Raw genomic sequence first — 5,564 nt, 5'->3', positions numbered from 1 at the left:
CTTATTCCTATGCCCTTATTCCTATCCCAGTTTATCTTCGCTTTTGTTTTCGCTGTATTTTCTTTTTGTTGTTTTCCACAAAGCACAACACCCGCCATCAGGCGGGTGTCGTAAATAGGCGTTTGGCAGTGTCCTACTTTCGCACGGGTAATCCGTACTATCATCGGCGCTGGTTCGTTTCACGGTCCTGTTCGGGATGGGAAGGCGTGGGACCAAACCGCTATGGCCGCCAAACTTAAACTGTACAAATCGTCAAGCCACCGATACTGCTATCGGCCAATCAACCTTTATCTGGATCCAACCTGTTTCAGGCTGTCCCCTTCGGGCAATGTGTATCTCTTTCCAGTAAGCTTTATTCTATTGAGTGTTCTTCCCCGGTGTTTCCACACCGCAAAGCACTTCAAATGATAGAGTCAAGCCTCACGAGCAATTAGTATGGGTTAGCTGCACGCGTTGCCGCGCTTCCACACCCCACCTATCAACGTCCTGGTCTAGAACGACTCTTCAGGAGGATTTAATCCTCAGGGAAGTCTCATCTCCAGGCAGGTTTCGCGCTTAGATGCTTTCAGCGCTTATCCTTCCCGAACTTAGCTACCCGGCAATGCCACTGGCGTGACAACCGGTACACCAGAGGTTCGTCCACTCCGGTCCTCTCGTACTAGGAGCAGCCCCTGTCAAACTTCCAACGCCCACTGCAGATAGGGACCAAACTGTCTCACGACGTTTTAAACCCAGCTCACGTACCACTTTAAATGGCGAACAGCCATACCCTTGGGACCGACTACAGCCCCAGGATGTGATGAGCCGACATCGAGGTGCCAAACTCCGCCGTCGATATGAACTCTTGGGCGGAATCAGCCTGTTATCCCCGGAGTACCTTTTATCCGTTGAGCGATGGCCCTTCCATTCAGAACCACCGGATCACTATGTCCTGCTTTCGCATCTGCTCGACTTGTCGGTCTCGCAGTTAAGCTACCTTTTGCCATTGCACTATCAGTCCGATTTCCGACCGGACCTAGGTAACCTTCGAACTCCTCCGTTACTCTTTGGGAGGAGACCGCCCCAGTCAAACTGCCTACCATGCACGGTCCCCGATCCGGTTCACGGACCTGGGTTAGAACCTCAAAGTCACCAGGGTGGTATTTCAAGGACGGCTCCACAGAAACTGGCGTCTCTGCTTCTAAGCCTCCCACCTATCCTACACAAGTGACTTCAAAGTCCAATGCAAAGCTACAGTAAAGGTTCACGGGGTCTTTCCGTCTAGCAGCGGGTAGATTGCATCTTCACAACCACTTCAACTTCGCTGAGTCTCGGGAGGAGACAGTGTGGCCATCGTTACGCCATTCGTGCGGGTCGGAACTTACCCGACAAGGAATTTCGCTACCTTAGGACCGTTATAGTTACGGCCGCCGTTTACTGGGGCTTCGATCCGATGCTCTCACATCTTCAATTAACCTTCCAGCACCGGGCAGGCGTCACACCCTATACGTCCACTTTCGTGTTTGCAGAGTGCTGTGTTTTTAATAAACAGTCGCAGCCACCGATTCTCTGCGACCCTCCAAAGCTTACGGAGTAAATCCTTCACCTCAGAGGGCATACCTTCTCCCGAAGTTACGGTATCAATTTGCCGAGTTCCTTCTCCCGAGTTCTCTCAAGCGCCTTAGAATTCTCATCCTGCCCACCTGTGTCGGTTTGCGGTACGGTTCGATTTAAGCTAGAGCTTAGTGGCTTTTCCTGGAAGCGTGGTATCAGTCACTTCGTATCCGTAGATACTCGTTATCACTTCTCGGTGTTATGAAGAACCGGATTTGCCTAATCCTTCCACCTACCGGCTTGAACAAACTATTCCAACAGTTTGCTGACCTAACCTTCTCCGTCCCCACATCGCACTTAAATCAAGTACGGGAATATTAACCCGTTTCCCATCGACTACGCATCTCTGCCTCGCCTTAGGGGCCGACTCACCCTGCGCCGATGAACGTTGCGCAGGAAACCTTGGGCTTTCGGCGAGCGGGCTTTTCACCCGCTTTATCGCTACTCATGTCAACATTCGCACTTCTGATACCTCCAGCATTCCTTACGAAACACCTTCTCAGGCCTACAGAACGCTCCCCTACCATGCACTAGGTGCATCCGCAGCTTCGGTTATAGATTTAAGCCCCGTTACATCTTCCGCGCAGGATGACTCGACCAGTGAGCTATTACGCTTTCTTTAAATGATGGCTGCTTCTAAGCCAACATCCTGGCTGTCTAAGCCTTCCCACTTCGTTTACCACTTAATCTATCATTGGGGACCTTAGCTGGCGGTCTGGGTTGTTTCCCTTTCGACAACGGACGTTAGCACCCGCTGTCTGTCTCCCATGATTGCACTTTCCGGTATTCTGAGTTTGCCATGGGTTGGTAAGTCGCAATGACCCCCTAGCCATAACAGTGCTTTACCCCCGGAAGTGATACATGAGGCACTACCTAAATAGTTTTCGGGGAGAACCAGCTATCTCCGAGTTTGTTTAGCCTTTCACCCCTATCCACAGCTCATCCCCGCATTTTGCAACATGCGTGGGTTCGGTCCTCCAGTACCTGTTACGGCACCTTCAACCTGGCCATGGATAGATCACTCGGTTTCGGGTCTACACCCAGCAACTATGTCGCCCTATTAAGACTCGGTTTCCCTACGCCTCCCCTATCCGGTTAAGCTCGCTACTGAATGTAAGTCGTTGACCCATTATACAAAAGGTACGCAGTCACGCCATAAGGCGCTCCCACTGTTTGTATGCATCAGGTTTCAGGTTCTATTTCACTCCCCTCCCGGGGTTCTTTTCGCCTTTCCCTCACGGTACTGGTTCACTATCGGTCGATGATGAGTATTTAGCCTTGGAGGATGGTCCCCCCATCTTCAGACAGGATTTCTCGTGTCCCGCCCTACTTGTCGTATGCTTAGTACCACTGCCGGAATTTCGGATACGGGGCTATCACCCACTATGGCAGAAGTTTCCAATTCCTTCTCCTATCCCGACGGCTATCACATACAGGCTGCTCCGCGTTCGCTCGCCACTACTTGCGGAATCTCGGTTGATTTCTTTTCCTCCGGGTACTTAGATGGTTCAGTTCTCCGGGTTCGCTTCTCTAAGCTTATGTATTGGGCTTAGGATACACATTGCTGTGTGGGTTTCCCCATTCGGACATCACCGGATCAAAGCTCTATTGCCAGCTCCCCGATGCTTTTCGCAGGCTTACACGTCCTTCGTCGCCTATCATCGCCAAGGCATCCACCTGATGCACTTATTCACTTGACTCTATCATTTGAAGTGCCTTTTTGACTTCGCCTGCGCTGCGTTGACGACAGCTGGGGCTTAAGACCTCTACTCTGATAAAGCTTACTGCTTGTTGTGTCCGAATCCTGCCTTTTGTGTTTCAGGATTCGGTCGATACAATCATCACCCAAATTCTGTATGACTTATCTCTAGGATAAGCCTTACTTCGTTTGTTTGTTGATTTCGGCTTGCCAATTTGTTAAAGATCGATGCGTTTTGACTTCGCAAATAAAAATAAACTACCACGCAAACTGCAAAATGTAGCAGCTTACTTGCATATTTAGCATACTTTTATTTGGAAAGTATTGTGTGGTGGAGGCAAACGGGATCGAACCGATGACCCCCTGCTTGCAAAGCAGGTGCTCTACCAACTGAGCTATGCCCCCAGTACCTGGGCGGATCTGCTCCGCTCTACGCCTACTGGTGGGTCTGGGAGGACTTGAACCTCCGACCCCACGCTTATCAAGCGTGTGCTCTAACCAGCTGAGCTACAAACCCAACATTCTCTTCGCATCTGTATCCGATTACCGATAGGTGTGGATGCTCTACCCCTACTTCTTTCTCTAGAAAGGAGGTGATCCAGCCGCAGGTTCCCCTACGGCTACCTTGTTACGACTTCACCCCAGTCATGAAGCATACCGTGGCAAGCGGGCTCCTTGCGGTTACCCTACCTGCTTCTGGTATCCCCCACTCCCATGGTGTGACGGGCGGTGTGTACAAGACCCGGGAACGTATTCACCGCAGTATGCTGACCTGCGATTACTAGCGATTCCGACTTCATGCACTCGAGTTGCAGAGTGCAATCCGGACTACGATCGGTTTTCTGGGATTGGCTCCACCTCGCGGTTTGGCTACCCTCTGTACCGACCATTGTATGACGTGTGAAGCCCTGGTCATAAGGGCCATGAGGACTTGACGTCATCCCCACCTTCCTCCGGTTTGTCACCGGCAGTCTCATTAGAGTGCCCAACTTAATGATGGCAACTAATGACAAGGGTTGCGCTCGTTGCGGGACTTAACCCAACATCTCACGACACGAGCTGACGACAGCCATGCAGCACCTGTGTTACGGCTCCCGAAGGCACAAACTCGTCTCTGAGTTCTTCCGTACATGTCAAGACCAGGTAAGGTTCTTCGCGTTGCATCGAATTAATCCACATCATCCACCGCTTGTGCGGGTCCCCGTCAATTCCTTTGAGTTTTAATCTTGCGACCGTACTCCCCAGGCGGTCGATTTCACGCGTTAGCTACGCTACTAAGCAATCAAGTTACCCAACAGCTAATCGACATCGTTTAGGGCGTGGACTACCAGGGTATCTAATCCTGTTTGCTACCCACGCTTTCGAGCATGAACGTCAGTATTATCCCAGGGGGCTGCCTTCGCCATCGGTATTCCTCCACATCTCTACGCATTTCACTGCTACACGTGGAATTCTACCCCCCTCTGACATACTCTAGCTACCCAGTTCAGAACGCAGTTCCCAGGTTAAGCCCGGGGATTTCACATCCTGCTTAAGTAACCGTCTGCGCTCGCTTTACGCCCAGTAATTCCGATTAACGCTCGCACCCTACGTATTACCGCGGCTGCTGGCACGTAGTTAGCCGGTGCTTATTCTTTAGGTACCGTCAGCAAAAAGTGGTATTAGCACTTCCCTTTTCTTCCCTAACAAAAGTACTTTACAACCCGAAGGCCTTCTTCATACACGCGGCATGGCTGGATCAGGGTTGCCCCCATTGTCCAAAATTCCCCACTGCTGCCTCCCGTAGGAGTCTGGGCCGTGTCTCAGTCCCAGTGTGGCGGATCGTCCTCTCAGACCCGCTACTGATCGTCGCCTTGGTAGGCCTTTACCCCACCAACTAGCTAATCAGTTATCGGCCGCTCGAATAACGCGAGGTCTTGCGATCCCCCGCTTTCTCCCGTAGGACGTATGCGGTATTAGCCAATCTTTCGATTGGTTATCCCCCATTACTCGGTACGTTCCGATATATTACTCACCCGTTCGCCACTCGCCGGCAGTAGTGCAAGCACTACCCCGCTGCCGTTCGACTTGCATGTGTAAAGCATGCCGCCAGCGTTCAATCTGAGCCAGGATCAAACTCTTATGTTCAATCTCTAACTTAACAACTTCTGGTCTGCTTCAAAGAAACCGACAGAACAATGTCAAACATCGTCTTGTCTTCTTCTCAACAGTGCAGGTGTAAAACACCCACACTTATCGGTAATCTGATTGTTAAAGAGCTGCTGAACCGAAC

The 5,564-nt window shown here is 51.1% G+C and carries 2 tRNA genes and 3 rRNA genes; all 5 read right to left on the bottom strand.

Annotated features, from left to right (window positions below):
- Positions 1-120 precede the first annotated feature (120 nt).
- A 5S ribosomal RNA gene (gene rrf / locus A7Q00_RS07135) occupies positions 121-234 on the bottom strand.
- Between the two features lie 175 nt (positions 235-409).
- Positions 410-3,293: ribosomal RNA gene (locus A7Q00_RS07130) — 23S ribosomal RNA — on the bottom strand.
- 328 nt (positions 3,294-3,621) lie between these two features.
- A tRNA-Ala gene (locus A7Q00_RS07125) sits at positions 3,622-3,697 on the bottom strand.
- A gap of 35 nt (positions 3,698-3,732) precedes the next feature.
- Positions 3,733-3,809 (bottom strand) — tRNA-Ile (locus A7Q00_RS07120).
- Between the two features lie 69 nt (positions 3,810-3,878).
- A 16S ribosomal RNA gene (locus A7Q00_RS07115) occupies positions 3,879-5,419 on the bottom strand.
- Together the 16S, 23S and 5S rRNA genes with 2 tRNA genes alongside form the textbook arrangement of a ribosomal RNA operon.
- Positions 5,420-5,564 lie beyond the last annotated feature (145 nt).

The sequence above is a fragment of the Eikenella halliae genome (genome assembly GCF_001648475.1).
Taxonomy (GTDB): domain Bacteria; phylum Pseudomonadota; class Gammaproteobacteria; order Burkholderiales; family Neisseriaceae; genus Eikenella; species Eikenella halliae.
The sequence above is the reverse complement of the archived record's forward strand: the minus strand, read 5'-3'. Positions and strand labels throughout refer to the sequence as shown.